This is a genomic window from Thermanaerosceptrum fracticalcis (genome assembly GCF_000746025.2).
In the GTDB taxonomy this organism is placed as follows: Bacteria; Bacillota; Peptococcia; order DRI-13; family DRI-13; genus Thermanaerosceptrum; species Thermanaerosceptrum fracticalcis.
The window spans coordinates 1,630,825-1,654,478 of sequence record NZ_CP045798.1 but is presented as its reverse complement, the minus strand read 5'-3'; the positions used below and the strand labels follow the sequence as shown (position 1 = coordinate 1,654,478).

The 23,654-nt window shown below is 44.2% G+C and carries 22 protein-coding genes; 14 read left to right on the top strand and 8 right to left on the bottom strand.

The window, feature by feature from the left end; all coding sequences use genetic code 11:
• Nucleotides 1-24: 24 nt before the first annotated feature.
• The 7 genes from BR63_RS08580 to BR63_RS08550 all read left to right on the top strand — a co-directional run bounded on the left by BR63_RS08580 (nt 25) and on the right by BR63_RS08550 (nt 7,353).
• Nucleotides 25-513 carry a divergent PAP2 family protein gene (locus BR63_RS08580; protein ID WP_051965776.1) on the top strand — a complete coding sequence of 163 codons (489 nt, stop codon included), beginning with the start codon at nt 25-27 and terminating at the stop codon, nt 511-513.
• Between the two features lie 66 nt (nt 514-579).
• Nucleotides 580-1,821 (top strand): pyridoxal phosphate-dependent aminotransferase, encoded by a 1,242-nt coding sequence (locus BR63_RS08575; protein ID WP_034422544.1) that lies wholly within the window; start codon nt 580-582, stop codon nt 1,819-1,821.
• 464 nt (nt 1,822-2,285) lie between these two features.
• Nucleotides 2,286-2,891 (top strand): TetR/AcrR family transcriptional regulator, encoded by a 606-nt coding sequence (locus BR63_RS08570; RefSeq protein ID WP_034422545.1) that lies wholly within the window; start codon nt 2,286-2,288, stop codon nt 2,889-2,891.
• Between the two features lie 73 nt (nt 2,892-2,964).
• Nucleotides 2,965-3,978: an acyl-CoA dehydratase activase-related protein gene (locus BR63_RS08565; protein ID WP_034422547.1), complete on the top strand. Its 1,014-nt coding sequence runs from the start codon at nt 2,965-2,967 to the stop codon at nt 3,976-3,978.
• Nucleotides 3,950-5,044, top strand: a complete 1,095-nt coding sequence (locus BR63_RS08560) for a CoA protein activase (RefSeq protein WP_034422548.1) — start codon at nt 3,950-3,952, stop codon at nt 5,042-5,044. Before BR63_RS08565 ends, BR63_RS08560 begins: the two co-directional genes overlap by 29 nt.
• Nucleotides 5,041-6,006, top strand: a complete 966-nt coding sequence (locus BR63_RS08555; RefSeq protein ID WP_034422550.1) for an acyl-CoA dehydratase activase — start codon at nt 5,041-5,043, stop codon at nt 6,004-6,006. Before BR63_RS08560 ends, BR63_RS08555 begins: the two co-directional genes overlap by 4 nt.
• Before the next feature lie 219 nt (nt 6,007-6,225).
• On the top strand, nt 6,226-7,353 hold the full coding sequence (locus BR63_RS08550) for a 2-hydroxyacyl-CoA dehydratase (RefSeq protein ID WP_034422551.1): 1,128 nt from the start codon (nt 6,226-6,228) through the stop codon (nt 7,351-7,353).
• Nucleotides 7,354-7,567: 214 nt separating this feature from the next.
• Here BR63_RS08550 and BR63_RS08545 read toward each other — a convergent pair whose 3' ends face one another.
• The 3 genes from BR63_RS08545 to BR63_RS08535 form a co-directional block, all read right to left on the bottom strand.
• Entirely contained in the window at nt 7,568-8,248 is a 681-nt protein-coding gene (locus BR63_RS08545) for an SdpI family protein (RefSeq protein ID WP_051965778.1), read from the bottom strand.
• Complete coding sequence (locus BR63_RS08540; RefSeq protein ID WP_034422553.1) at nt 8,245-8,529, bottom strand: autorepressor SdpR family transcription factor; 285 nt, start codon at nt 8,527-8,529, stop codon at nt 8,245-8,247. The genes BR63_RS08545 and BR63_RS08540 overlap by 4 nt, the downstream gene beginning before the upstream one ends.
• Before the next feature lie 245 nt (nt 8,530-8,774).
• On the bottom strand, nt 8,775-9,143 hold the full coding sequence (locus BR63_RS08535; protein ID WP_051965780.1) for a hypothetical protein: 369 nt from the start codon (nt 9,141-9,143) through the stop codon (nt 8,775-8,777).
• A gap of 74 nt (nt 9,144-9,217) precedes the next feature.
• Here BR63_RS08535 and BR63_RS08530 point away from each other — a divergent pair, with 74 nt between their 5' ends.
• Both BR63_RS08530 and BR63_RS08525 read left to right on the top strand, forming a co-directional pair.
• Nucleotides 9,218-9,538, top strand: a complete 321-nt coding sequence (locus tag BR63_RS08530; RefSeq protein ID WP_034422555.1) for a hypothetical protein — start codon at nt 9,218-9,220, stop codon at nt 9,536-9,538.
• 83 nt (nt 9,539-9,621) lie between these two features.
• Entirely contained in the window at nt 9,622-11,304 is a 1,683-nt protein-coding gene (locus tag BR63_RS08525) for a nucleoside kinase (RefSeq protein ID WP_207724782.1), read from the top strand.
• 51 nt (nt 11,305-11,355) lie between these two features.
• On the opposite strand, the gene BR63_RS08520 is transcribed toward BR63_RS08525, so the two are convergent.
• The 5 genes from BR63_RS08520 to BR63_RS08500 form a co-directional block, all read right to left on the bottom strand.
• A complete protein-coding gene (locus BR63_RS08520; protein ID WP_034422557.1) occupies nt 11,356-12,537 on the bottom strand; it encodes an MFS transporter in 1,182 nt (393 codons plus the stop codon).
• Between the two features lie 171 nt (nt 12,538-12,708).
• Nucleotides 12,709-14,325, bottom strand: coding sequence for a carbon starvation CstA family protein (locus BR63_RS08515; RefSeq protein ID WP_034422559.1), 1,617 nt, complete (start codon nt 14,323-14,325; stop codon nt 12,709-12,711).
• 20 nt (nt 14,326-14,345) lie between these two features.
• On the bottom strand, nt 14,346-14,867 hold the full coding sequence (locus tag BR63_RS08510; protein ID WP_034422560.1) for a DUF8052 family protein: 522 nt from the start codon (nt 14,865-14,867) through the stop codon (nt 14,346-14,348).
• Nucleotides 14,868-15,003: 136 nt separating this feature from the next.
• Nucleotides 15,004-15,753, bottom strand: coding sequence for a LytR/AlgR family response regulator transcription factor (locus tag BR63_RS08505; RefSeq protein ID WP_051965781.1), 750 nt, complete (start codon nt 15,751-15,753; stop codon nt 15,004-15,006).
• A complete protein-coding gene (locus BR63_RS08500; protein ID WP_034422565.1) occupies nt 15,750-17,456 on the bottom strand; it encodes a sensor histidine kinase in 1,707 nt (568 codons plus the stop codon). The genes BR63_RS08505 and BR63_RS08500 overlap by 4 nt, the downstream gene beginning before the upstream one ends.
• 424 nt (nt 17,457-17,880) lie before the next feature.
• On the opposite strand from BR63_RS08500, the gene BR63_RS08495 reads away from it, so the two are divergent.
• The 5 genes from BR63_RS08495 to BR63_RS08475 all read left to right on the top strand — a co-directional run bounded on the left by BR63_RS08495 (nt 17,881) and on the right by BR63_RS08475 (nt 23,647).
• Nucleotides 17,881-18,423, top strand: coding sequence for a helix-turn-helix domain-containing protein (locus BR63_RS08495; RefSeq protein WP_034422566.1), 543 nt, complete (start codon nt 17,881-17,883; stop codon nt 18,421-18,423).
• Between the two features lie 74 nt (nt 18,424-18,497).
• A complete protein-coding gene (locus BR63_RS08490; protein WP_051965783.1) occupies nt 18,498-19,001 on the top strand; it encodes a TRAP transporter small permease in 504 nt (167 codons plus the stop codon).
• Between the two features lie 12 nt (nt 19,002-19,013).
• Nucleotides 19,014-20,294, top strand: coding sequence for a TRAP transporter large permease (locus BR63_RS08485; protein WP_034422567.1), 1,281 nt, complete (start codon nt 19,014-19,016; stop codon nt 20,292-20,294).
• 45 nt (nt 20,295-20,339) lie between these two features.
• Nucleotides 20,340-22,712 (top strand): glycyl radical protein, encoded by a 2,373-nt coding sequence (locus BR63_RS08480; protein WP_034422568.1) that lies wholly within the window; start codon nt 20,340-20,342, stop codon nt 22,710-22,712.
• A gap of 20 nt (nt 22,713-22,732) precedes the next feature.
• Entirely contained in the window at nt 22,733-23,647 is a 915-nt protein-coding gene (locus tag BR63_RS08475; protein ID WP_034422569.1) for a glycyl-radical enzyme activating protein, read from the top strand.
• Nucleotides 23,648-23,654 lie beyond the last annotated feature (7 nt).

Here is a 23,654-nt window from a genome sequence, read left to right as displayed (position 1 = left end):
TTTGCATCATGGAGCGTGATGCCAGTGTTAAACTATTACTATATGGAAATTGTAACAAATTATCCCCTCATGGCAGCAATTTCAGCGGTAATCATTGCCCAGGTCCTGAAACTCCCGGTCCAGTTGATTACCGATGGCAAAATGGAGATTAACCGGATATTTTCCACGGGAGGCATGCCCAGCAGTCACTCCGCCTTCGTTTCTGCCCTGACTACAGCTTTGGCCCTTACTTACGGCTTAGGGCATCCCATTTTTGCCTTGAGCCTGGTCTTTAGCCTCATTACCATGTATGATGCGGCTGGGATCCGGCGCCAGGCTGGTAAGCACGCCATGCTTTTGAATATTATTGTTCAGGAAATGGGTATTTTAATGCGTGGTTTGGCGGGACTTCTCCCAGGGTCTGCGGGAAAGAAGGAAAAGTTAAAAGAGATGTTGGGGCATGAGCCCACGGAAGTGCTGGGGGGAGCAGTCTTAGGCATTTTAATGGGTTTTTGGCTTTACCGGTATTTTTAGTGCTGGAAGGAAAAAAGTCTTTGTGTTAAAATGTTAAATATTAGAATTATAAGGAGGCAGGTTTGGATGTGTGCATTTTCCATGGCGGCTTCTCACGCCCGGGGCAAGGGAGAAGTAGATGCCGTTTTTAGTGTACTGAAGAAGGCTAATGATGCTGTTGCTCGTTTAGGAAAAGATAAGGTGGTCAATGCATCAATCGGGGCTATTTTTGATGACGAGGAAAAATTTGTCAGTCTTTCGGCAGTGAATGAGTATTACCGCGAAATGCCGGCGGAAGAGTTAATGAACTATGCAGCCATTGCCGGGCTGCCAGATTTTCTAGAGGCCGCTGTTGATTTCACCTTCCGTGGCTATAAGCCGGAAAATACATATATTAAAGCAGTGGCTACTCCTGGCGGTACCGGTGCGGTACGTCATGTTTTCTACAACTACGTGGAGGAAGGGCAGAAGGCTTTAATTCCTGACTGGTTCTGGGGTCCTTACCGTACCATTGCTGACGAGCACCTGCGCGGTGTAGATACCTACGCCATGTTTGATGAAAACTACGAATTTACGCTTAATTCCCTGAAGGAAAAGACCCAGGAGCTTCTTAAGGTTCAGGACAACCTGGTGATCGTTTTTAATACTCCAGCCCATAACCCCACAGGCTATACCATGAGTATGGGAGATTGGCAAGAGACTTTTTCTTTCCTCAAGAAGTGTGCGGAGGACAAGAGCAAGAAGATTGTCCTGCTTTTAGATATTGCTTACATTGACTATGCGGGTACGGTTGAAGAAACCAGGGGGTTCATGAAGTTATTTAGTACCTTGCCGGAGAATATTTTAGTAACGATTGCCTTTAGTATGTCTAAATCCTTCCTGATGTACGGTATGCGTTCCGGAGCCTTAATCGGTGTGAGCACCTCCCAGGATGTGGCCCAGGAATTCTTTGATATTAATGCTTACTCTAACCGGGGTGTCTGGTCCAACGGTACCAGAGGGGCACAAAAGTTATTGGCTGATGTGGCGAAAAACCCTGAACTCCAGGCCAAAATAGATGCGGAGAGGGAGCAATACACCAAGCTCATCAAGGATAGGGCCGCTATCTTCATGAAAGAAGCCAAGGAAGTAGGCTTAAAGACTCTTCCTTTCCGTGCAGGTTTCTTTATTACTGTACCAGCCAGTGACCCCAAAAAAGTAGCCGAAAAATTAGCCCAGGATAACATCTTTGTGGTTCCTTTGAAGAAGGGAGTACGTTTTGCCATCTGCTCCGTTCCCACCCACAAGATGTCGGGGCTGGCTGCAAAAACCAAGCAGGCTATGGAATAATACTAAGGAAAAAAGACGTCCCTAGGGGGCGTCTCTTTAATTGGGGACATTCCTGTCCCTTTTTCCGATTTCCGTTTTCCGACTTCCGAAGTTCGACAAAAATCACTAGTAACTGGTAACTAATAACTAGTAACTTTTCGGATAAGCAGGTGTGTCCCCTGACATTTATACTAGCAAATAAACAAAAAATTTTTTTGCGGGCTGGTTGTCTGCAGGAAGTTTTGCAAAGCCGTCGAATATCATCGAATAAATAATCAAGGTTAAAAAAGTTAGGATGCAATATTAAATTTTTGGTCTTGTTGTCATTCATATTGAAGAATATGGAATAGTATTATAGAATGTATTTGAAAATATTTACAACATCCTCCTCTCTTGCGAGGAGGGTTCTTATTTGTTGTTGTATTGACAACTTTGCGGAATTAGGTTAGTGTCCACTAACCTAATAATACAATGGGGGTAGTTTCATGCGTTTATCAAAAGAACAGCGGAAGGCTCAGATTCTTGATGTGGCTACCCGCATTTTTGTGGAAAAAGGGTATTATGATACAAAAACCAAGGATATCGCTCAAGCCTGTGGTGTTACGGAACCGGTGATTTATAAACATTTTACGGGCAAAGATGACCTCTTTTATCAGGTTCTAGAGCGAATAGCCGGCGCTACTTTGGAAGAGGTAAATTTTAATCCTGCTGAGGATACGGAACAGATCTTAATCTCTTTTGTCATGAACCGGGTTAAAATCCTGGAAGACAATTTTCCTTTGTTTAAAAAATTGTTAATAGTGGTCCTACGGGATGACGAATTCCGGCAATATTATTTTACCAAATTCATCCCCAAATTAGCCTATCCCGTCATTGGCTATCTGGATCAGTTGAAGGAACAAGGGGTTATCAAAAAGGACGTACCCTCTTCCGTGATTGCTCTGGCCCTGGCGGGGATATTTGTCCAGGTTTCCCTGGCCAAAGGTTTTGAAAAGGACCAATCTTTTTATGATTTTCCCACAAACGATCTAGTAACACAAATGCTCGATATCTATCTGCATGGTTTGTTAAAGGGGGAATCCGGGGGTTAACAAAGATGTAGTAGGATACTTTGCTATTTATCACTAGGCTTTTAGAAAAAGCGGCATCACAAGGGGGATGCAGATGGGTAAAAAAATCGGCTTTCCAAGAACACTGTTTTATTATTTATACTATCCTTTTTGGCATACTTTCTTTACTGAACTAGGTTATGAAATGGTTACTTCCCTTCCCACCAGCAAATTAAGCCTGGATCTGGGTGTACAGGAAGCAGTAAATGATGCCTGTCTCCCTATCAAACTTTACCATGGTCATGTAGCTGAATTGAAAGATAAAGTAGATATCCTTTTTTTACCCCGCATGGTTAGTGTACGCAAACTGGATAGTGAGACTTTCTGCCCTAAATTTTTAGGTTTACCTGATATGATCAGGAATTCTATAGATGGTTTGCCCCGTATCATTGATGAAAAAGTAGATTTAGCCAAAGGCTGGTTTCCCCTTTGGCAGCTGTGTCGTAAGATTGCGGCAGAGCTGGGGGTCCACGGCTGGCGTGTCTGGCAGGCATTCCAAAATGCCAATAAAGTGCAAAAATGTTTCGGGGAACTTTTATACCAGGGGGTTCCCGCTCATCATGCCGTGGAAGCAGCCATTAGGGGCAGTACCTATGAAGCCCCACCTGTTCCAGAACCTGATGTTAACCTGGCCATACTCGGGTACCCTTATCTTATTTATGACTCTTTTGTAAACGTGGGACTTTTTGAAAAACTGGGAGAGATGGGGATCAAAGCCTGGACCGTGGAAATGGTGCCCCCTGACCGTCTGGAAGAACAGGGTAAAAATCTCCCCAAAAATCTTTTCTGGAATTTCAGTAACAGGGCTGTCCGGGCCACTTACTACTATCTGAAAGAAAAAAAGGTCGATGGCATCATTCATGTTACGGCCTTTGGCTGTGGCCCCGATGCCATGGTTGACAAGTTGATGGAGTTAGAAGCCAAAAATCACGGGCGTGTTCCTTTCCTTACATTATCCCTGGATGAACATACCGGTGAGGCAGGAGTTTTAACGCGCATCGAAGCTTTTGTTGATATGCTCAGATTACGGAGGGGTCAGCATGAAGATATCATTTCCCATCATGGGTAATTCTTATGTAGCTTTTAAACAATTAATCGAGGATATTGGTCATGAGCCGGTGCTGGCTCCCATGCCCAGTTCTCGTACCATGACTTTAGGGACTATGTATTCTCCCGAGTTTGCCTGCATTCCTTTTAAAATTCTCATGGGTACATATCTGGAGGCTATTGAAAAAGGAGCTGAATTAATTATTACTTCGGGTGGTCACGGACCCTGCCGGGCAGGCTATTACGGTATACTCCACCAAAAAATAATCCGTGACCTGGGCTATTCTACCAAAATTATGGTTTTTGACTCCTTTACCCGGACCATGGGTGACTTTATCAGTAAAATTCACTGGTTACTGACAAAAGGTAAAACATCCTGGTGGCAGTTTTATAAGGCCTTTAAACTGGGCTGGGAGAAACTAGTTGCCCTTGATGAGATAGAGATTCTATCTCATCATGTGCGCCCTTTGGAAATCAATAAAGGTGAGACAACGAAGGTTTACCATCAATGTCTGGAAATTATGGACCAGGCCCGTACCAGGGAGAGAATACGGGAGGCGAAGGAAGCTTGTTTTCAACTTTTAAATAATATTCCTCAGGATAAGAGCAGAAGACCGTTAAAAATAGGCATAGTTGGGGAAATATATGTATTAATAGAGCCTTTTGCTAATTTGGACATCCAGGCGACCCTGGGTGAGATGGGCGTCTTTACGGAACGGGGAACACATCTCAGCAACTGGACCAAAGAAAATACCAAAATGACTCACCACGAAGAGGAAGTAATTAAAGCTGCCCGTCCATATCTCAGGCAGATGATTGGCGGCCACGGTATTAATTCCGTAGGTGAAACTGTGCTTTTTTCCCGCCGCGGTTTTGATGGTGTTATTCAGCTTGCTCCCTTCTCCTGTATCCCGGAAATTGTGGCCAAAGGTATTCTGCCTCAGGTAAGCCGTGATACAGGTATCCCCGTACTCACCGTTTTCCTGGATGAACAAACAGGCAAGGCTGGTTTGCAGACAAGGTTAGAGGCTTTTGTGGACCTGCTTAAGCAGCGTCAAGAAAAAAGATTGGGAGGAGCCGTATCGTGAAAGCATATCTTGGTGTGGATGTAGGATCTGTTAGTACCAACCTGGTAGTGATGGCGGAGAGCGGGGAGGTTATTGAAAGTTTATATATACGTACCAATGGACAGCCGGTGAAAGCTGTGCAGAACGGGCTTAGAATGCTGGGAGAAAAACTGGGCAAGGATGTTACCATTATGGGGGCGGGTGCTACGGGTAGTGCCAGGAATCTGACAGCTGTCCTGGTAGGTGCCGATGCTGTAAAAAATGAGATCACTGCCCATGCCGTGGCAGTTTCCAAAATGGTTCCCGGTGCTCAGACCATTATTGAGATCGGGGGTCAGGATTCTAAGATTATCATCATGCGTGACGGTGTAGTCACTGATTTTGCCATGAATACCGTTTGTGCCGCCGGGACAGGTTCTTTCCTGGACCAGCAGGCTTCACGCCTGAACATACCCATTGAGAAATTTGGGGAAATGGCTTTACAGGCCAAAACACCGGTAAGGATTGCCGGGCGGTGTGCTGTCTTTGCCGAGTCTGATATGATCCACAAGCAGCAGTTAGGTCACTCCCTGGAGGATATTATTGCCGGTTTGTGTGAAGCCCTGGTAAGAAACTACTTGAACAATGTGGGGAAAGGAAAAGAGATACTGGCACCTATCGTTTTCCAGGGCGGTGTAGCCGCCAACGTCGGTATTAAAGCTGCTTTTGAAAAACACCTGAAACAGGAACTGATCATTCCCAAGTACTTTAATGTTATGGGCGCTGTAGGTTGTGCCTATTTGGCCAAAGAAGCCACCCGTAATAAACCCACCAATTTTAAGGGCTGGGAGGCGGCTGACTACGCTTTTCGTCCCACCAGCTTTGAGTGCAAAGCCTGTCCCAACAACTGCGAGGTTATCCAGATCTTTGAGAATGAAAAGCTGGTGGCCCGCTGGGGTGATCGCTGCGGTAAGTGGTCCAATGTGAATGTGAAAGTAAGCTGAGTTAGTTGTTAGTTGTTAGTTGATAGTTGGTAGTTGTTAGTGACTGACGCTCCCCGTTTCCCGATACCCGAATTAGCAGTATATCTTTGGGTAGCGGACAGCGGGTGGCGGGAAGCGATTATATTTTATCGGATATCGGAAGTCGGAATACGGAAATCGTGGAATAAAAAAATGCTCCTTTTGGCAAAACTCTAAAGAGTAAGCTGAAAGGAGTTTTTTATGCTGCTTTCTTTTCCACACATGGGAAATTTAGCAAAAGGTATTGCCAAAATTTGCCAAAAGCTCCATATCCCTTATCTCATTCCTTCTCCACCGGGGCCCAAAGCGCTGGAGCTAGGACAGGCCTTAGCCCCTGAAGCCTCCTGCCTGCCCTTCTCCCTGGTCCTGGGTAATATGCGGGAAGCCCTGGAAATGGGGGCGGATACCCTCATTATGCTGGGAGGTTCAGGGCCCTGCCGCTTTGGTTATTTTATCTACCTGGCGGAAAAGATTCTGAAGAACGAAGGTTATGAATTTCAGCTCTTGCTTATTGATAAGGGAAAAACCTGGCGAAGTTTTTCTATCTTAAGAAAAGAGGCAGGAGTTACCTGGCCGGAATTCCTTAGAACTATTTATTTTGGCTGGGAGGCGGTGGTCTGTGAAGAAAGCCTGGCTCGCCTGGAACGGGAATACCTATCACGGGTTAAGAAGACACAAAACTTTCAGGTTTTTTTGTCCAGCTGCAGGCAAGAGCTGGATAGGGCGGAAACCCTTGAGGATCTTAAACAAATAAAAGATAAAGCCCTTAATTATATAGGGGATGCGGATTTTCATCCTCCGGAAGAGATTTTACGGGTGGGTTTGGTGGGAGACATTTATACCTTGCTGGAGCCTTATGCCAACCATTCCGTTGAGGAACTGATCCTGGCAAGAGGGGTTAGCATTGCTAAAGAAATGTCCCTCTCCAACTGGATACCTAATGCCCTTTTACCCTGGCGAAAGGGTCCTTATAAAAAGCGATTACTGGAATATGCAGCACCTTATTTGGCGGATTCCGTAGGGGGTTTTGGCCTGGAGTCGGTAGCTAATACCAGGAAGTTAGGGTTAGAGGCTGTAGATGGGATCATTCAGTTATTTCCCCTGGGCTGTATGCCGGAGATTGTGGCTAAGAGTGCCTTAAATAAGATTTGCCTGTGGGAAAATATCCCTGTCTTAAGCATTACCATGGACCAGCATGACAGTACCACCGGTTTTATCACAAGAGTGGAAGCTTTTTTGGAGGTTCTGCAAGCACAGAAAAAAGAAAGGCCGCTAGGCGGCCAGACTCTCGATATCCGACTTCCGATTATGAAGATATTTTTTCAGTAGACACACGTGAAGCTAGATTTTCCTGAAAAAAACACGTAGTATCAATAGTACATAAAGCCCTGCCGAGGCAGGGCTTTTAATTCTGTAAAGTATCACTCAATTATTCGGTAATTCGGCAGTCGGAAAGCGGACACACCACAGGCACAAGTCTCGCTACGTCGCTAACGCTCCTAGTCTCGCTATGTCGGAAATCGAAACGGCGCAGCCACATCTTTCATTGAATCTTACGGTATTCCAGGTAGGAGTATACCAGAGGGATCAATGCCATTAAAATAAAGGAAGCAAAAAGGGTGATACTGGCCCAGGCAGCGGAGATGAAACTGAGGACGACATCGATACTGCCTATGACCACCCAAAGAGGACCAGCGAAACGGTGGGTTTTACGCCAGACTTCTTCGTTGGCTAGAGTCCAGGGTGTTTTAAAACCGACAAAGTAGTTTTGCCGGACCTTACCCATGTAGTTACCCAGGATAACAAAGAGGAGAGATACTGAAACTTTAACCAGCAGGTCTACTTTTAGGGGAATACCTAAAGCTACGGCTATGGTTACCAGATATAAAAGGGTTATAAAGAGGACCAGGACCAGGCGGATAATCCTGTAGGTGCCGGAAAACTTGGCATAGTTCTGTTTACGGGGGTCGATACTGGGAAGAAGGAGTAGTAAGGCATAAATACCCAGGTTAAAAAGGGGAAATATCCATACCCAGAGGGATTTCACCGTCCAGCCGTCAATTTCTCCCCGGATATTCCAGTGAGTGGGTACTTTATCCGGTAATTCAGGATACATGTAAAGACCAAAAGCCAGAGAAAATAGGATTAGGGCCGGTATATACCATTCATTTTTTAAGATAGCAGTAAAGGAAATGCTGCTGTTTCTTTCATTAAAATTATTCATATTCGTTCCTCCTTCGAGCGGTCAGTTAAATTGAGAAACCAGCCAATTAGCTCGTCAAAAACACTGGTATTTAAGGAATAAATAATATTTTGCCCCTGGCGTGTATCTAACACCAGGTCAGCCTGTTTCAGTATACTGAGATGGTGGCTAATGCTGGGCTTAGAGATATTAAACTGCTCTGCGATCTCACCGGCGGTCATATCTTTTTCTCTCAGCATCTGCAGGATTTTTCGCCGGGTTGGATCGGAAAGGGCTTTGAAACTATCGTTTAGAGGGGACATACATACCATCACCTCACTAGCCTTATTTTAGATATTTAGATAACAGTCTAACTACCTTTAGTGTAGCCGAGTTATATTAGATAGTCAAGGTGAAATGGAATAAGAAAAATCTTCCCAGTAAGCCGTAATAAGGATAAAATAAAAAAAAAGACCATGGATGTTTTATCATTGTTACCGGTCATCAGGGAGATATTTGGGTAACCAAGGGAGCTTTGGGAGGCGCCCGGTTCACCGTAAGACTGCCGCTATAACCTGCGGTTAGGCGATAGGGGTTTTTCTTTTTCCGGTTCCATGGGGGAAGGCAAGGTTGCTGGTGGGCCGGCCAGGGGATGACGGGGAGCCAGGACGACAGTAATGCTGTTTAAAATAATCTCCGTATCACACACTGGCGGTGTTCCCTCAGTACAGTCGTGACGCAGCTCCGTACGGGGGATCACAACGGTCAGCTCAGTAGGGACGTCCAGGCTCGTCTCCCGGCTTACACATAAATGGAGGCCCCATAAATCCAGGTCCACTTGGTCCCGGGTAAAATTTTTAAAAGGAAAGAACCTGCGGATACGCGGGAATATTCTTTTGAGTTTGTTTTTTACCCCTTGCCTAAGTGTTTTGTTCATATTACTATACACCTCATCATAGTATATGAGAGGTAGTCCCTTACGGTGCATGGGGTAGGAAAGGAGAATTGTTTATGGCACAGCTCAGGGTAACGGAGAAAATATACGAAAAGACCAGATCTCCTCAGGAGATTAAGGAAGGGATTTTTATAGTTACCAAACAGGCTTTATCTTTTTTCCCACCTGTCGGGACAACGTTTAGCCTGGAAGTGGGTGAGAAGAAAGTGGAGACAAGTATCTATTCCCAGGATTGTACGTGTCGAGGGCCCCATAAGCCCCATTACCACTACTTTTTAGATATTGCTCAGATCAGGGAATTGCTTCCCGTGGACAGTAAAGCAATTCTTACGATCAGCAAAATCGCCGAGGGCGAGTATCATCTTTCTGTAGATTAGTTTTGTGGCAAATTGACAGTAATTTACAGGAGGTAAAAGATATAAAGATAGAATATAATGAAGGCAGAAAGGGGAGATAAACGTTGTTCAAAGAGCTGCAACAAAGTCAGGAGATTCCCATTCAAATAGGCAGTCACTCTCTTCATGTTGCTCCCGGTACCGTGTTACTGGACCTTGCCCCGCAGTATGGCTGTGGATTTGCCTCTCCCATTGTAGGCGCCAAGTATAATAACGAAGTTGTGGATTTGTACACGGAAATTAAAGAGCCGGGCACCATAGAGTATCTTGATCTTACCTCCGAGGATGGCATACGGATCTACAGGCAGAGCCTGGTGTTCCTTTTGGTAAAAGCTGCCTGGGAGCTATTTCCCAATAGAACCATATTAGTAGAGCATTCCCTGGGTAAGAGCTATTACTGTGAATTCAAAGGTTATAAAACCATATCACCCTTAGACATAATTGCCCTGGAGGCGAGAATGCGAGAAATTGTAGCTCAAGACCTGCCGGTTATACCTGAGATGATGCCGAAAGAAAAGGCTATACAAATTCTCTGCGCAAAGGGCCATGAAGAAAAGAGCGCCATTGTGGAGAATATGGACTGGAAACAAGTAAGAATTCTTACTTGCGGTAATTATGCCAGTTATTCTCACAGCGTACTGGCGCCTAGGACGGGAGGCTTAAATGTTTTCCAGCTTCAGCCTTATGCCCAAGGTTTTCTTTTAAGGTTTCCAGCCCCCCATAATCCCCGTGAAGTTGCCCCGATAACGGATCTACCCAAACTGGCTCAGGTGTTCCGGGAGTCAGAAGAATGGGCAGGTATCCTGGGAATTAATAATTTAGCCGGGCTTAACCGTCTTTTGGCTCAGAATCCCAATGAAGGGAATTGCTTAATTCATATTGCCGAGGCCCTCCATGAAAAAAAGATTGCAAGAATCGCTGATGAGATTTATGCCAACCGGGATAAACTCCGGGTCGTACTCATTGCCGGCCCGTCCTCTTCCGGCAAGACCACTTTTGCTCAGCGCTTATTAATTCAACTCCGGGTCCATGGTCTTCAACCGGTTTCCTTATCCCTGGATGACTATTTTGTGGATCGTGAGCATACACCCCGTGACGAAAACGGTGAATACGATTTCGAAGCCCTGGAAGCCTTGGATCTGGAGCTTTTTAACCAGCAGTTGCAGCAGCTCATCGCCGGACAGGAAGTGGAGATACCCACTTTCAACTTCCTTTTGGGCAAACGGGAATGGCGCGGTAAGAAACTGCAGGTTAAACCGGATCATCCCCTTATCATTGAAGGTATTCACGGCCTCAATGAGAAATTAACGGCCTCCATTAAGCGGGAGAATAAATACAAAATTTACATCAGTGCCCTTACCCAGATCAGTATTGACAACCACAACAGGATACCTACCACGGATACCAGGCTCATTCGCCGGATTGTGCGGGATAACCAGTTCCGTTCCCACGATGCCCTGGCCACCTTGAAACGCTGGCCTTCAGTGCGCCGCGGTGAAGAAAAAAACATCTTTCCTTATCAGGAGGAAGCTGACATGATGTTTAATTCCGCTTTGATTTACGAACTGGGTGTCTTTAAGAAATATGCCTATCCCCTTTTGGCTAAAGTTACCCGCGAGGAGAAGGAATATGCCGATGCCCAGCGCCTTCTCACCTTGTTAAAACACTTCCCGGAAATACCAGATCAGCATGTTCCCCTGAACTCTATCTTACGGGAGTTTATTGGGGGAAGTTCTTTCCATGAATAGAAAGGAGGCAGTTGATTCTGCCTCCTTTCGTATATGTTTAATGTTTTCTAATCAGCCTGTTGCTGCGGGTTTAGGCCAGAAAAAGAAGATGGCCAAACCGATGAGCGCTGTCACAGACGAAATCAGATACATATAAGAGTATCCCAGAGCGTTAGCAATCAGACCCAGGGAAAGGGAGCCTACACCTATACCCAGGTCAAAGGCGGACATCACTGTGCCATTGACCGCACCCCGGCGCTGGGGTTCAATTCCCTGGATGGCCAGGGCCAGGAGGGTAGGCTGGATGGAACCGAAGCCCAGGCCGTAAAGAATGCCGCTTATCAAGAAAAGAGGTAGGGCCGAGGCTTGGGACAAAAGGACAGTGGAAAAGAAGATGGATAGAAGACCAAAAAGAATAACGTGGTTAGGACCTTTACGGTCGTAATACTTACCGGCTACAGGACGGGTAACCATAAGAGATAGAGCATAAATAGTAAAGAAGGGACCGATATTGGCAATGCCCCGTTCTTCCGCATAAAGGGGCAAAAAAGTAACCACGCCGCCGTAGCTAAGGGTCATAAAAAGCATCACAAGGGATACTTTGAGAGCCCGTTTATCAAAGACGGACGGCTTGCCGCCCGGTGGACGACTGTCCAGTCCTTGATTTTTTCTGGTTTCCAGCTGGATAGCATAACCAGCCAGAAAGGCTCCGGCTGTCAGTATGAGAGAAAGTGTTGCGATAAAAGAGAAACCATAATTAGGGATGAGCGTCAAACCCAGGGCTGGGGCAATGGCCATGGCTAAGGTAGAAAAGAGGCCGTAATAGCCCATTCCTTCACCCCGGCGGGAGGGGGGAATAATATCGGCCACGATGGTGCCCGCCGCTGTAGAGGAGGTTGCCCAGCCTAGACCATGAACTAAACGTAAGGCAAGAAGTAAGAAGAGTGTGGGTACCCAGATATATCCTAATACGGCCAGGAAGAAAAGGGCCAACCCCCCCAGATAAATGCCCTTGCGTCCCCTGAGATCCAGTTCCCGACCGATGAAAGGACGGAAAGATACGGCAGCAATAGTAAAAATACCATTAATAAGACCAATCATTTTTTTATCTGCACCCAGGGTGGCAGCATATTTGGGTAGCGTGGGCATCAAAATCTGAAAACCGCAAAAGATAAGAAAAGTCGCCGCACAGATCAGGATAAAGTCCCTGGTCCATAGCTTTTGTTTCTTAGTCATGTCTGGTGGTTGGTTCATCTGCATACCTCCATATTATGCTGTACGAGACTGTTAAATTTGCATCTAATTACCATTATATTTATAATTTATATTATTTTACAAGGGAATTGCACAAAATTATTTTTATAATACAGAAAATGTAAAGTGGACAATAATTAAAGGCCCCAATAGGGGCCCTTAAATTAATTTTTATGCTTTGAGGTTGGGATCGCCGGTGTTTTTGTCTGCCAGGACCTTCCAGGCCTGAATGAGGAGGATTACGGCCAGGATAAAGAGGGCAATACCGAAACCAACCAGGATAAAATTGCTGGCTGCCATATTGGCTTTAACCAGGAAATACAGGGCTGTTAGTGTGACGGCAAACATGAAGGCTGTGGGAATAGTAAACATCTTGTTGTTCTTGCCAATTTTTTTCAGGTAAACAGCTACGGCGATAAGAGCCAGAGCAGCTAAGAGCTGGTTGGCGGAGCCGAAGAGAGGCCATACTTTCGCATAACCATTGAAGGCCAGGAAACCACCGGCTGCTACTGTGATAGTGGTAGAAACAAAGCGGTTGGTCAGGATGGAGTCTTGTTGACCGGCTTCAGAGAAGAATTCCTGGAAGATAAAGCGGCCCAGACGGGTAGCGGTATCCAGGCTGGTTAAAGCAAAGGCGGAAAGGGCCAGGGCAGCAAATTGTTTGCCCACTGCAAAATCCATACCGATTACTGTCAGGAAGGTACCAACCCCGTCGGAGAAAACGTTGATGGGACCCCCGGCTTTTAGAAGTTCAGCCAGTTTGGGACCGGCTACATAAGCTGCAGTAGTGAGGGCGATTAAGGCCAGAACACCCTCAATGAGCATGGAACCGTAACCAACAATCTTCGCGTCTTTCTCGTTATCCAACTGCTTAGAGGTTGTACCGGAACCAACGAGGGAGTGGAAACCGGAGATAGCACCGCAGGCTACAGTTACGAAAAGCATGGGGAAGAGATACTGCTTACTGACATAGAAACCGGTGAAGGGGGCTAACTGGATGGTGGGGTTCATGGCGAAGATACCGATAACAGCGCCGGCAATCATGGCGTAAAGCAGGTAGGAGTTCAGGTAGTCACGGGGCTGGAGCAGCATCCACACGGGCAGAACGGAAGCAGCAAAGATGTAGACAATTAACAGATAAATCCAGGCAGCTAAAGACATCTTTAAGGGGAATACTTGCCCCAGCCAGACACAGATTAAAAGGAGAGCAACCCCTGCTACAGTAGAAACAGAAAGGGGAGCATTTTTTCTATACACAACGAAACCGAAAATAACAGCCAGGACGATAAACAGTAAGGAAGAAGTACCTGCTGCAGGTACGCTGACGAAGGTGCTGGCAGTGATACTCAGGAAGGCTGCTACTACCAGAACAAGGGTTAACCAGGCGAAAACAGCAAAGAGTTTCTTGCCGGACTTACCAATATTTGCTTCGATGATTTCTCCAATGGATTTACCATCGTGGCGAATGGAGGCAAAAAGAGCACCAAAATCATGAACACCGCCTACGAAAATACTACCAACAATTATCCAGAGGGCTACAGGGATCCAGCCGAAAACACTGGCCAGAATAGGACCGGTAATGGGGCCGGCTCCGGCGATAGAAGCAAAGTGGTGGCCTAAAAGTACCGGAGCTTTGGCCGGGCAGTAGTCGATATCATCCCGCCGGGTATGGGCAGGGGTCTTCCGATTGGGGTCAATTCCCCATTGTTTGGCCAGCCAGGCACCATACATGGTATAGGCAATAAGAAAAATAACAATGCCGCCGAGGATTAACCAGATAGCACTCATGATGAGTTTCCTCCTTTAATTTAGTTCAGTTTTTTATCCATATCCCCCAACAGGCTTTCGTAGAATTTCCTCACCTCCCGTCCTGCTCTGTTACAGATTACCTGCCGGGAAGATAAATCCAGAACAATCAACCTCAGGTCACACCAGCCGTAGAGATAAAATTTGAAGACTTTGCTGTATGCAAATTTCTCCACCAAACTGCTCATTTCAGGTGAGACTTTTTCCCGGGTAATAAAAACCCCTGTGAGAAAAGTCTTCATATGGTTGGGATGAGGGTTAACCAGGTGTCCTATCCCCTCTTTTAAAGTGTTAATCATTTTCTCTAGGTCGGTTTTAGTCAGGGAGTCATAATATTTAACCAGGCAGTGTTCCTCGTGGTCCAAAGACCAGAGGTTAATCTTCTTGCTGGCAAAATATTTTTCATTACGCTGGTAAAAATGGGCATAAAGCTCCACGGGAAAGGGGACAAAGGAGGGTTTTTCCTTAATATCATAGAAACGAGAGTATTTCTTTTCCAGGTCTTGTCTCAATGTATTCGGCATTCTTACCCACCCTTTCTTTTACTACTTTTATAATATTATGAAATTTATACTGGATACACGGTTTTTGCATGAGAGGTAGAAAACGGCTACTGAGAGGTATTGTTGCGGTATAAAAAATAACCTGTCATCAGACAGGTTATAGGCCTAACCTTTGTTTCAAATCCCTGGCATAGTGGCGGCTTACTGGAATTTCAGAGGTTTGGCGGTCCTCCATGATTAGTTTGAAGCTCCCGTTAAACCAGGGAATTACCTCCTTAATATGACGAAGATTGACGATATAGGCACGGTGGACCCGTAAAAAATCTTTTTGGTCCAGTTTTTCACTAAGCTCCTGTAAAGTAAAGGAACTGGGAAGATAATCATCCTTTAGTTTAAGCAGGGTTTTCCTTTCCTCTGCCATGACATAAACGATGTCTTTACAGTTGATTACCATATACCTGCCGTTACCGACAGCACAGATTCTTTCCAGGGGAGACTCTAAAGGACACGAGGTTTCTTCAAGGGGAGCAGGTGTTCCTTGCACGGTCAGGTTACTGCGAATGCGGTCCAGGGTTTTAAAGATACGTATTTCGTCAAAAGGTTTTACTACGTAATCCAGGGCATTTAATTCATAGGCCTTGACGGCAAAGTCGTCATGGGCTGTGGCAAAGATAATGAGTATATTCTTGTCAATATGAGTAATTTTTTCTGCCAGGTCCATGCCATTGATGTCATAAAGCTGGATATCGAGAAATGCCACCTGGGGTTTTAAGCGGCTCAGGAGTTCCAGGGCTTCCCTGCCTGAGCCGGCTGTTCCGGCCACTTCAAAGTCCGGGTGCTGATTTATGATATAGGCAAGTTCTTTTTGGGAGGGAATCTCATCATCCACAACTAATACCTTAATCAACTGACCATTTGCCCTCCTTCCTTCCATTTTAGGGGAAGTTTCATATGGAAAACTGTGCCTTTACCGGGGGTGCTTTTTACAGAAAGGGTAGTTTCCGGTCCATACATGTTTTTCAAACGTTCATTCACATTAAGGAGGCCGATGCCGCCTTCTTTTTTATTACACCCTTTTAAGCAGGTGGCCAGCAATTCCACAGGCATCCCAATCCCATTATCTTCAATGGTGACATAGACATCATTGCCGTCGCTGCGGGCTTTAATGTAGACAGCCCCACCTTCGGGCTTGGGTAGAATACCGTGCTTTACGCAATTTTCTACCAGGGGCTGGAGGATTAAGGGGGGTAGCGGGTAGTTGAGGGTAGAGGCATCAATATCCTTAAAAACCTGGAGGCGTGGCCCGAAACGGGCCTGTTCAATGCTTAAGTAGGCATCGATTCTTTCAAGTTCTTCCGCCAGGGTAATGACCTTTTTATCCTTCAGTAATGATTTACGGAAAAAATCTCCCAGATGGCGCAAAAGGTTACGGGACATTTCCGGGTCGGAGCGGGAAAAGGAGATAATAGTGTTTAAGGCATTAAAAAGAAAATGAGGATTAATTTGGGCCTGTAAAGCCTGGAGTTCTGCTTCTTTTAATAGCTTACTCTGATTCTCCAGGGCGGCAATTTCCAATTGAGTAGAGAAAAGGTGGGCTAAACCTTTTGCAAACTCCAGGTCCAGGGGGGAAATGGCTTTTTCTTTATTATGATAAAGCTTGAGTGTACCGGTTATCTGGTCGCGGGAAAAGAGGGGGACAATGACTGCCGAATTTAGAGGGCAGGTGGGATAAGGGCAGCCGATTTCTTCCCTGCTTTCGGCAATTTTGCTGGCGCCATTGGCCAGAACCCAGCGGGTAGCCTCAGTCATGATAGGTTGACCGGGTAAATGGTGGTCAGTACCATCGCCTTCATGAGCCAGAATTGTTTTGGTATCCGTAAGGGCCACGGCGGCCACCGAGGTGTGCTGCTTTATCACTTTGGCTACGATACGGGCAGTTTCCAGGTTCAAACCGTTGCGCAGGTATTTTAGGGTATTATCGGCGATGGCCAAAGCCTTTTGGGCCTGGGTGGCACCGATACGTTCCTCTTCTTCCTGAGCATTTCTAATAATCATCATAAAAAGAGCGATACCGATGGAGTTCCAGATGATCATGGGCATACCAATAACCTGAACCAGTTCCCAGGCTGCGGTAAAGGGTTTCGCCACTAGAAGGATAATGATCATTTGCAGACTTTCTGCAACAACGCCGGTAAAAAGGCCTATCTCCCACCGGGCGCGTCTATCATTAAGCCGGTTCCTGATTAGACCGGCGATTAAGCCTTCTGTAAAAGTGGAAAGAGCACAGGCAAAGGCCGTAAACCCGCCTAAGGACCAGCGGTGTAGTCCGCTGATAAGACCGGCTCCCGCACCCATGGCGGGACCACCCAGAAGTCCTGCGACTACGGCTCCGATGACCCGGGAATTTGCCAGGGCTCCCTGGATTTCAATGGCCGAATAGGTGCCAAAAATAGCGATGGCACCAAAGATTATGGTTAAAAGTAAACGTTCTTTTAATGCGATGTTGTGGTGCAGGAGCCTTCTTAAGGGTTTAAAACGGGTGAGAAGAAAAGCGATGGTAATGATCAAGGCCATTCTTTCCGCCATTTGAAAGAATAAGGTATTCTCCATGCTTACACCACCATAAACCTTTTTTTCAATATTATCATTATTTTGTATAAATGAAAAGCTAGACAGTAGGCAGTTGCTATTAGTTGGTAGTAATGAATTTGGAAAAATAAGAACCGGTGATATTATAAGCATAACCTTGCGTAGTGGCAAGGTTATGCTTGTTTTTTAACGGGGAGAAGTAAGTGGCTAAACGAAATAGAGACATGATCAAAGAAAAGTATAAGAAGACTTAATAATAAAGATCAGCAAAACAAAAATTTATTTTAAAAAAATATCTAAACATTAGGAGGAATTTCGACATTAAGATCGAAATAATATATTGTATTTAGGTATACTAAAATATTATTAGTCATGCATTATATTTTACTTGTGCTAAAATTTAAAGATATCATTATTAGTCTTACTTTAACATTTGGAGGAGATCATGGTAGATATTGGGAAGAGAATCAAGCAATTACGAGAGGAACGAGGTCTAACATTAAAAAACATTGCAGATAATACTGGTCTATCAGTAGGTTTTTTAAGTCAGGTAGAAAGAAATATTACCGATCCTTCAATAGCTTCATTAAAAAAGATTGCTGAGGTATTAGGAATTAAACTGAAAGAGTTTTTTGAAAAAGTTCCCGAGAAAAAAGTTGTTGTAAGAAAAGACGAAAGAAATAAACTCCTTATCGGTAGTTCAAAAATTGTTTACGAACTTTTGGCACCCGCCATGAATCGGAAGATGGAACCTATCTTAAAGATGGTTGAACCTAATGCTTCATCCGGAGAAGTAGATGGTCATGAAGGAGAAGAGTTCGCAATTATTCTGCAAGGAGTTCTAGAAGTTTGCATTGGTAATGAGGTTTATGTGTTACAAGAAGGGGACAGTATTTACTTTGATGCTAACCAACCACATTTGTATAGAAACCCCGGTACCGAAAAGTGTATCTGTATATGGGTAGTTACTCCACCAACCTTTAGTTAAAGAAAAAAGATTAATATCAGGAGGTGATATTTACTTAATTTCGCTAAATAAGAATATTGTTAGGGGGAGGAAAAATGGACTTACGAAAAGGTTTAGTCGCCAAATTAGAAGAGAAAATAATAGGTATACTTATGGCGATAGCACTAGTTGTAGGATTTATGCAAGTCGCTGCTAGGTTCGTTTTTAAGTCATCGTTACCCTGGTCGGAAGAACTACTTCGTTTTGTGTTTGAGTGGGTTACATTTCTTGCCGCAAGTATAGCAGTAAGGGAAAAAGCTCATGTAAGCGTTTCGGTAGTAGTAGAAAAGTTACCAAAGCCTATTCGCCGTGGAGTTGGTGTTATGGGTATTTTATTAAGTATAGGGTTCTGTCTAGCCATAACATATTATGGATTACAACTGGTTAAAGTCCAATTTGAAACCAATCAGATTTCGACTGCCATGGAATTACCTATGTGGATTCCTTACCTAGGATTGGTGGTGGGAAGTTTAATGATGGCAATTCGTTTCATACAAAATCTTTTTAGTGTTATTATTCGAAATAGACAAAATTCCGCAATGGAGATAAAAAATTGTTAGGAGGTTCAATTCATGGGGATTCTTCTATTTTCTCTATTTGCGCTTTTTTTAATTGCAGATATCCCGATTGCCATCAGTATTGGCCTGTCATCGCTTTTAGCACTAGCTATTGCAACTAACGTCCCGTTGGCCGTCGTTGCTCAGAGAATGTATGCCGCTGTTGACTCTTTCCCGATGATGGCTATTCCATACTTCATTGTGGCAGGAGCATTGATGGAGCGTGGTGGGATTTCCCGTCGGTTAATAAACTTAGCAAGTTCATTGGTTGGTTCGCTGCCTGGCGGTTTAGGACAAGTCACAGTATTAACAAGTATGTTTTTCGCCGCGATATCAGGCTCAGGTCCTGCTACTACCGCAGCTATAGGAGGTATTATGATTCCTGCTATGGAGAGGAGCAATTACAACCGTAGTTTTGCAACTGCTCTGCAAGCGACGGCAGGAGCATTAGGACCACTTATTCCTCCTAGTATTTTATTTATCACTTTTGGTGTGGCTACAGGTGAATCAATTGGTGACCTATTTTTGTCAGGGGCCTTACCTGGTGTCTTAGTGGGTTTATCTTTAATGATAATGGTATATTTTATTTCCAAGAAAAACGGATATGTTGGGACTGGGAATAAAGCAAGTATAAAAGATGTATTAAACAATGCAAAACAAGCCTCATGGGCTCTAATGATGCCTGTTATTATACTGGGCGGGATCTACGGTGGAGTATTTACACCGACTGAAGCTGCGGTAGTATCAGCAATTTATGGACTAATTGTCGGTTTCTTTGTTTATCGCGAATTAAAATTGTCTGACTTACCTAAAATTTTTGTACAATCTGCGGTGACATCGGCCATGGTAATGTATGTAATAGCTACGGCATCAGCTTTTAGCTGGATTATGTCTAATGCTCAAATTCCAACACAAATAGCCAACTTTATAATTCAGCTGGCACCAAATAAGTATATATTACTATTATTTTTGAATATTTTGTTGCTAATTACCGGTTGTTTTATAGAATTAAACGCTGCTATAGTCATCCTTGCTCCCCTTATGATGCCCATAATGGTAAAGATGGGGGTAGATCCCATTCATTTTGGTGCTATTATGGTAACTAATCTTTGTCTAGGCCTTGTAACTCCGCCGCTAGGAGTCAATTTATATGTTGCTTCTGGCATTTCAAAGTTACGAATTGAGGAAGTTGCCAAATCCTTAATTCCGTTTTTAGCTGCTGCGATTGTTGCTTTAATGCTTATTACCTATATTCCGGAAATTTCTCTTTATTTACCGAAGGTTATGGGGAAATAATCAAAGGTAAAAAATGTGATTTTAATGTAAGGAGGATGATATTATATGGAACCTACCTTAAGAGTAAAAAGTTTGCGAAAAAGGTTGCGTTCCTTTCCTCAAGCTATTTGTGTAGAACGGGCTGTACTTATTACTGAAAGTTATCGCGAGACTGAGGGAGAGCCTATGGTAATACGCCGGGCCAAGGCCCTTAGTCGAATTCTGGAAAAAATGTCTATCTATATCGGGGACGGAGAACTAATCGTAGGCAATCAAGCAAGTGCACCTAATAAGGCCCCGGTTTTTCCTGAGACCGGTGCACGTTGGGTAGCGGAGCAATTGGACAGTTTTGCTACAAGAACAGTAAACAGGTTTTTAGTAACAGAGGAAGAAAAAAAGGTTCTACGAGATATATTAACTTATTGGAAAGAAAAAACTGTTTTGGAAGTTGCACCGAAGCTTCTTCCTGCTGAAACAAGGGAGATTTTCGAACTAACATATCCGGTTATTTCTCCTACGTTGTTTTTACGCAATTGTGTCGGTCATTTGGTTCCTAATTATGCAGCTATTTTGAAAAGAGGCTTTGGGGGTATTCGAACTGAGGTTCAAGAAAAGATGGAGTCATTAGATCCTTCGATGCCTGAAAATATCAGTAAATTGCAGTTTTATCGAGCAGTTCTGATTATATGTGATGCTGTATCACATTTTGCCCAACGTTATGCAGATTTAGCAGAACAGTTGGCGTCTACGGAGGATGATGAAAGCAGAAAGAAGGAGCTAAAGGATATTGCCGAAATATGCAGATGGGTGCCGGAAAACCCGGCCCGTACCTTCCGTGAGGCTTTACAGGCCTTTTGGTTCCTACAACTGATAATTCATATTGAGACAGACGGATTGGCCGAATCTCCAGGTCGCTTTGATCAGTATCTCTATCCCTATTTTTCAAAAGACTTAGCGGAAGGAAAGTTAACGCTAGAAGAAGCTCAAGAGTTACTAGACTGTGTATGGATCAAGATGAATGAGGTTATTAAACTCAGTGATATTCCGCCTGCCGCTAAATATTTTGGCGGAGTAACCATGTCCGAAAATCTCATTTTGGGTGGGATAAATGAAGATGGGGAAGATGTTACTAATGAACTTTCCTACCTGTGTCTTGAAGCAGACCGTCATATCATGTTGCCTCAACCTGCCCTCTCCATTAGACTCCACAGTGGAACACCTGAACGTTTTCTTCTAAAAGTAGTTGAATTGATTAAAACGGGTGGCGGTAAACCAGCTATTTTTAACGATGAAATAATTATTCCCTCTTTAATGAGTGATGGTATACCTTTAAAGGATGCTAGAAACTATGCGATTGTTGGTTGCGTGGAACCTACTCCGTCCGATAACACAAATGGTTGGACAAATGCTGCGATGTTTAATTTAGGTAAATGTCTCGAATTAGCTCTACATAATGGAGTTTGCCAGCTTAGTGGAAAGCGCATTGGGTTAGAAACAGGTGATGCAAAAACCTTTACAAGTTTTGATCAGGTGATGTCGGCGTTTAAAAAGCAGGTTTCTTATTTTATTAAACACATGGTTACGATGCTTAATACATGGGACAAAGTGCATGCGGAATTGATACCCACTCCCTTCGTTTCATCATTTATGGATGATTGTATTGCTAAAGGTCAGGATTTAGCCGAAGGTGGAGCCAGGTTTAATTTTACCGGACCTCAGGGTATTGGGCTGGCAGATGTGGCTGATTCACTGACTGCAATTAAAACACTCGTGTTTGAAAAGAAACTGTTATCAATGGATCAACTAATTGATGCCCTTAGTAATGATTTCGAGGGTCAGGAGGATGTGCGTTTATTATTGCGTAATAAAGCACCTAAATATGGTAATGCGGAAACTACACCAGACCTGCTGGCTCGGGAGGTAGGACTCTTTTATTGTCGGGAAGTAGCCCAGTATAATAATCCGCGCGGTGGTAAATATCGCCCCGGCCTTTATCCAGTAGCATCAAATGTGCCATTAGGTGGCGTTGTGGGGGCCCTTCCCAATGGCAGGAAGAAGGGTATTCCCTTAGCTGACGGGATTTCACCGGTACACGGTTGTGATGTTAAAGGACCAACTGCTGTTTTACGTTCTGTAAGTCGAGTGGAACATGCTGCCGCAACAAATGGAACATTATTAAACATAAAATTTCATCCTTCTGCTCTCAAGAGTGAAAACGACATGAAAAAACTAATTTCTCTATTGCGTAGTTTTTGTTCTTTAAAATTAATGCATATCCAGTTTAATGTTGTGTCGGCAGATACTCTCAGGATGGCGCAATTAGATCCTGAAAATAACCGCGATTTGATGGTGAGGGTGGCTGGCTATAGTGCTATGTTTGTAGATTTGGATAAGAAGCTGCAAGATGACATTATCGAAAGGACTGAGCACATGCTTTAACGAGGGGAGATTTATAACTAATGGATATAGAGAGAACAACCGGTCTCATTTTTAATATCCAAAGGTACTCTATCCATGATGGTCCAGGAATCCGTACATTAGTCTTTTTAAAAGGATGCCCTCTTAGGTGTGAATGGTGTGCGAACCCCGAGTCCCAGCTGGGTCACCCCGAAATTATAGTAGTCCCAAATAGATGTATCGGATGTGGCAAATGTATAGCTATTTGCCCGGAAAAAGCCATTACGAGTACGCCGATCGGTAATGTTATTAACCGTAGCAGATGTACAGTATGCGGTATTTGTGTGGAACATTGCTTTGCCGAAGCTCTGCAGATAATGGGGACAACAAAGACTGCATACGACGTGCTTCAAGATATTGAAGGAGATGACATTTTTTATCAGCATTCAGGCGGTGGTGTAACACTTTCCGGAGGAGAACCCTTTACACAAGCGAAATTTACCTTTTCTTTATTGAAACTTTGTAAGGAGAGGGGGTTAAATACAGCAGTAGAAACATCTGGGTTTACTTCTTATGAGATAATAGAGGCTTGTTTACCTTATACGGATTTGTTTTTATACGATATAAAGCATCTTGATTGTGATATTCATAAACAGCATACAGGAGTAGAAAATTCACTTATACTTGACAATGCCCGTCGTTTAGCTGCCAAAGGGGCTAATTTAACAGTGAGGCTCCCGGTTATCCCTGGTTTTAATGACAGTGAAGAAAACTTAGTAAACACTGTGGAATTTGTAAAAGAGATAGGTGTCACTGAAATGCACTTGCTTCCCTACCATAGATTTGGTGAGCAAAAGTACCGGCAACTAGGAAGGGAATATAAACTCACAGTAATGCCGCCGGAACAAGAGAGGATGGAGAGCATACTGAAAATGTTGGAGAAAAGGGGTGTTAACGTAAAGGTAGGTGGTAACTAGTAACAAG

What these genes read in the sequence shown, in the direction of transcription:
- BR63_RS08565 (WP_034422547.1), top strand. Translation starts at nt 2,965, where the DNA reads ATGGGTAAAAAAATCGGCTTTCCAAGAACACTGTTTTATTATTTATAC.
- BR63_RS08570 (WP_034422545.1), top strand. Translation starts at nt 2,286, where the DNA reads ATGCGTTTATCAAAAGAACAGCGGAAGGCTCAGATTCTTGATGTGGCT.
- BR63_RS08500 (WP_034422565.1), bottom strand. Translation starts at nt 17,456, where the DNA reads ATGGAGAATACCTTATTCTTTCAAATGGCGGAAAGAATGGCCTTGATC.
- BR63_RS08550 (WP_034422551.1), top strand. Translation starts at nt 6,226, where the DNA reads ATGCTGCTTTCTTTTCCACACATGGGAAATTTAGCAAAAGGTATTGCC.
- BR63_RS08480 (WP_034422568.1), top strand. Translation starts at nt 20,340, where the DNA reads ATGGAACCTACCTTAAGAGTAAAAAGTTTGCGAAAAAGGTTGCGTTCC.
- BR63_RS08490 (WP_051965783.1), top strand. Translation starts at nt 18,498, where the DNA reads ATGGACTTACGAAAAGGTTTAGTCGCCAAATTAGAAGAGAAAATAATA.
- BR63_RS08495 (WP_034422566.1), top strand. Translation starts at nt 17,881, where the DNA reads ATGGTAGATATTGGGAAGAGAATCAAGCAATTACGAGAGGAACGAGGT.
- BR63_RS08515 (WP_034422559.1), bottom strand. Translation starts at nt 14,325, where the DNA reads ATGAGTGCTATCTGGTTAATCCTCGGCGGCATTGTTATTTTTCTTATT.
- BR63_RS08475 (WP_034422569.1), top strand. Translation starts at nt 22,733, where the DNA reads ATGGATATAGAGAGAACAACCGGTCTCATTTTTAATATCCAAAGGTAC.
- BR63_RS08535 (WP_051965780.1), bottom strand. Translation starts at nt 9,143, where the DNA reads ATGAACAAAACACTTAGGCAAGGGGTAAAAAACAAACTCAAAAGAATA.
- BR63_RS08575 (WP_034422544.1), top strand. Translation starts at nt 580, where the DNA reads ATGTGTGCATTTTCCATGGCGGCTTCTCACGCCCGGGGCAAGGGAGAA.
- BR63_RS08540 (WP_034422553.1), bottom strand. Translation starts at nt 8,529, where the DNA reads ATGTCCCCTCTAAACGATAGTTTCAAAGCCCTTTCCGATCCAACCCGG.
- BR63_RS08520 (WP_034422557.1), bottom strand. Translation starts at nt 12,537, where the DNA reads ATGAACCAACCACCAGACATGACTAAGAAACAAAAGCTATGGACCAGG.
- BR63_RS08545 (WP_051965778.1), bottom strand. Translation starts at nt 8,248, where the DNA reads ATGAATAATTTTAATGAAAGAAACAGCAGCATTTCCTTTACTGCTATC.
- BR63_RS08560 (WP_034422548.1), top strand. Translation starts at nt 3,950, where the DNA reads ATGAAGATATCATTTCCCATCATGGGTAATTCTTATGTAGCTTTTAAA.
- BR63_RS08485 (WP_034422567.1), top strand. Translation starts at nt 19,014, where the DNA reads ATGGGGATTCTTCTATTTTCTCTATTTGCGCTTTTTTTAATTGCAGAT.
- BR63_RS08510 (WP_034422560.1), bottom strand. Translation starts at nt 14,867, where the DNA reads ATGCCGAATACATTGAGACAAGACCTGGAAAAGAAATACTCTCGTTTC.
- BR63_RS08530 (WP_034422555.1), top strand. Translation starts at nt 9,218, where the DNA reads ATGGCACAGCTCAGGGTAACGGAGAAAATATACGAAAAGACCAGATCT.